This is a genomic window from Dolichospermum sp. LEGE 00246, assembly GCF_015207865.1.
Classification (GTDB): Bacteria; Cyanobacteriota; Cyanobacteriia; order Cyanobacteriales; family Nostocaceae; genus Dolichospermum; species Dolichospermum heterosporum.
On sequence record NZ_JADEWA010000503.1, the window covers coordinates 1 to 3819 of the forward strand.

General features: G+C 40.8%; 3 protein-coding genes and 1 pseudogene. All 4 read right to left on the reverse strand.

Going from position 1 to position 3819, the window contains the following annotated elements; genetic code table 11:
- Positions 1 to 121: 121 nt before the first annotated feature.
- A pseudogene (locus IQ228_RS22945) lies at positions 122 to 310 on the reverse strand (type II toxin-antitoxin system ParD family antitoxin); the annotation flags it as partial.
- A gap of 150 nt (positions 311 to 460) precedes the next feature.
- Positions 461 to 685 carry a type II toxin-antitoxin system MqsA family antitoxin gene (locus IQ228_RS22950; protein WP_027403986.1) on the reverse strand — a complete coding sequence of 75 codons (225 nt, stop codon included), beginning with the start codon at positions 683 to 685 and terminating at the stop codon, positions 461 to 463.
- Complete coding sequence (locus IQ228_RS22955; protein ID WP_027403985.1) at positions 685 to 972, reverse strand: DUF4258 domain-containing protein; 288 nt, start codon at positions 970 to 972, stop codon at positions 685 to 687. The genes IQ228_RS22950 and IQ228_RS22955 overlap by 1 nt, the downstream gene beginning before the upstream one ends.
- Positions 973 to 1369: 397 nt before the next feature.
- A complete protein-coding gene (locus IQ228_RS22960; protein WP_027403984.1) occupies positions 1370 to 3448 on the reverse strand; it encodes an NAD(P)H-quinone oxidoreductase subunit 5 in 2079 nt (692 codons plus the stop codon).
- Positions 3449 to 3819 lie beyond the last annotated feature (371 nt).

The following is a 3819-nucleotide window of genomic DNA, read 5'->3' on the forward strand; positions in this document are numbered from 1 at the left end:
TAAGTAGGTAAAGAGAAAAATTTAAAGGTATGTGACGAAATGTAAATTCAATGAATGCCTTGCAAATAGGTTATTTCACGGTTTTTACAAAACTAAACATATATCGTTTTTATTATGTTTACCTACTTAATTGTTCAATAGCAACATCCACCTTTTCCCGTGTTTCTTCCACCCAATTCTGATAACCCTTATCCCACTCCAAAAGCAACTTTAACGCCTTACTGATTACATCTTCAGGATTTGTATATCTACCTGTGGCAATTTGCGCTTGAATAATTTGCTCTAATTCCGGTTTAATTTGGATATTCATAATTTTACCTTTTTATACTAATTGCTCAAAATCTGGAAGAGAAAAACCTTTCCACCTTTAAAATAAAAGTCTATGGGCATAAGCTTTTTTCAACATTAAATCATCAACAGCAGGAGGAACATTAATTTGAGTATTCATATATTTTCAAATTTAAGCTGCATACCTAATAATTTCTAATTCTACTCCTTTAGTAATCGCTAATTCTGCTTTGTCTAAAACCTGTTCGGTAACTGTATCACTTAAATAATATTCACCACAGTTATCACAAATTTCTGCGGGAACTTTTTTCAAGACAATAATACATTCATCTCTTTCTAAGGTGACGGTGACTAAACCGGGTTTAGTTTCTCCATGTTTACAAATTACGCATTTCATTATTTTTGTCTCCTAGTTGTAAAACCATCTAACCAAATATTAGCATCAGGAATATAAGCTGTTACCACATATCCTGTATCTGTAACTTCATCATAGGAAAATACAACATGAATCGGTTTACCTTCTACAAAATCTAATATTAAATAACTAGGGTATGGTGTATCATCAGGATTTTCTTCTATTATTTGTCCATAAGCAATTACAGTTTCTACTTCTTTTTTACTAATGCGACGATAAAACATTTGTTGGATAGCATGACGTGAGAAGTTGGTATTTTGACAATACATAAATTAGTCTTGAATCTTAATTATGATAACTTATTTTGTCAGAATCAGGATGCCCAGGATTAGAGGATTAATAGGATTTTTTACGAATACTTATCTAGGAATATTTGAGATTTTCAAAGATTACTTTTTTCTACATCCTGTACATCCTTAAATCCTGGATATCCTGATTCTGACAATAATTTAATTTCATGAATTAATGTGCGTTACTTCGCTTTTCTAACTTTATCTATATTTAATACTATTTTCGCGCTCCTAATGCACCCTACAAACTTTTTCCTTCTTCCCTTCTTCCTTCGCTTCCTTCGTCCCTTCGTGGTTCATTAACTCTGCGTCCTCTGTGCCTCTGTGGTTCGTCAAAAAAAACAATCCAGGGGCGGACAAACCGCCCCCATTAAAATCAGGTAACACCAAAAACGATCACCAAGCCCAAAACAGCCCCAAAAACGATCAGAGCATAGAATTGAACCCGACCGCTTTCTAGGTATTTCAAACCTTCACCACTGACAAGAGTAAAGAAACCCGTGAGATTAACAGCGCCGTCAACAACGCGGAAATCAACTTCCATAACTTGTCTAGCCACACGACGCAAACCGAGAACAAAGACACGATGATAAATGTCATCAAAGTACCACTTGTTCAAAGATAGATCGTATAGCGGTTGAATGTTTTTAGCGATCGCACTAGGATCAATTTTACGAGCCAAATACATCAGCACCGCCAAAGTAATCCCAATCACAGAAACCGCCACAGAACTACCCGCCATAATGTAAAACTCATGGGGGTCAAACTCCGCAGCCTTTTCCATAACTGACCCTAAAGTTTCGCTAGGAGGAAAGATAAACTGCTCAAAATAATTGGCGTAGGGAGTTCCCACCAAACCAATCAACATTGAAGGAATAGCCAACACCACCAACGGTAAACTCATCGTCCAAGGAGACTCATGAGGCTCATGGCTGTGGGAGTCATGGGAGTGACTTGACAATTCGCCCTTTTTCATCGCCCCAGGACCAAAATTAGGCACTAATTCTGCTGTCCCTGACTTTTCAGCCAAAGCAGCAGCCGCATTTTTGAGTTTTACCTTGATTTTCTCGTCATTACCCCGGAATTTACCTTCAAATGTTGAGAAATACATTCTAAACATATAAAAAGCTGTAATCCCTGCTGTCACCCAACCAATAAACCACAGGAAAGGGTTAGCAGCAAAAGCCGCGCCTAAAATTTCATCTTTTGACCAGAAACCAGCAAAAGGAGGAATCCCCGCAATGGCCAAGCAACCAATCAAAAAGGTGAAACTGGTCACGGGCATATATTTCCGCAGTCCGCCCATTAACCGCATATCTTGCGCCAATACAGGATCATGACCAACAACTGCTTCCATGCCATGAATTACCGAACCAGAACCCAAGAACAGCATCGCTTTAAAATAAGCGTGGGTCATGAGGTGGAATAATCCCGCACTGTAAGCCCCCACACCCATAGCCATCACCATGTAACCAAGTTGGGAAATGGTGGAATAAGCCAAACCCTTCTTGATGTCGTTTTGGGTAATAGCGATAGTTGCCCCCAAAAACGCTGTAAATGCCCCAGTATAAGCAATTACGTTCATTGCGGCTGGGACATTTTCAAATACTGGGTACATCCGGGCAATTAAGAATACACCCGCCGCCACCATTGTCGCCGCATGAATCAGGGCAGAAATAGGTGTAGGACCTTCCATGGCATCTGGTAGCCAGACATGGAGGGGGAATTGGGCAGATTTAGCCACAGGTCCCAGGAAGACGAGAATTGCCAACAGAATGGCGAGGAAATTGCTGATAGAGCCGGTTTCTACTAGGTTGGATAGGCGATCGCCCATAACCATAAAATCAAAGCTGCCTGTCGCCCAGAACAGCCCCAAAATTCCCAATAGTAACCCGAAGTCACCGACGCGGTTGGTGACAAAGGCCTTTTGACAAGCATCTGCTGCGGCTTTGCGATCATACCAAAAGCCCACTAGCAGGTAGGAACACATCCCCACCAGTTCCCAGAAAATATAAACTTGTACTAGGTTAGGACTGACCACCAAACCTAACATTGAAGAGCCAAATAAGCTGAGATAGGCGTAAAATCGCACATAACCAGGGTCATGCGCCATGTAACCATCGGTGTAAATCATCACCAAAACGGCTACTGTTGTTACAATCACCAGCATTAGAGATGTCAGGTGGTCAATAGTGTAGCCCATCGTCAGGTGAAAATTACCTGCTGATGCCCATTCCAAAGTCCAAAGATAAGGCGCATGGCCTTGAATTTGACTCCACAGTAAAGCCAACGACAGTGCCATAGAAGCCCCCATCAGGGAGATAATGACTATAGCATTTAGTTGTCGCAAGCGGTTCGTCACCTGATTTATCGAGATTAGCCCTAGACCGACCAGTGTTGCTCCCAAAAGAGGTAATACTGGAATCAGCCAGGCATACTGATAGATTACTTCCATCACTAACGCCTACTTTTAGAATTCTGTACAAACAAATGAGAAGATAAAAAAATGGAAATTCAATGGGGTGAGGGTTTGTGTTTGGGATAAGAGACGAGAAATTATTTACTAATCTCTACTACTTAATAGCCCAATACCTTCAAGTTAGCTTGAATTTTCCCACTTCAAACTTCAGTTAACTGAAAATTTTCAGAACTGCTCATAATTGTGACACACACCCTTGAGGATAAAATACCCCACCCGATACCCTTTAGGTGGGGTGTTAAGCATGGTTTTAGATTTGGTTAGTTGTTAGTTGTCAGTTGTCAGGAAGAAGGCAATAGGCAATAGGCAATAGGCAATAAATATTCTCCCTGCCCCCTGCCCCCTGC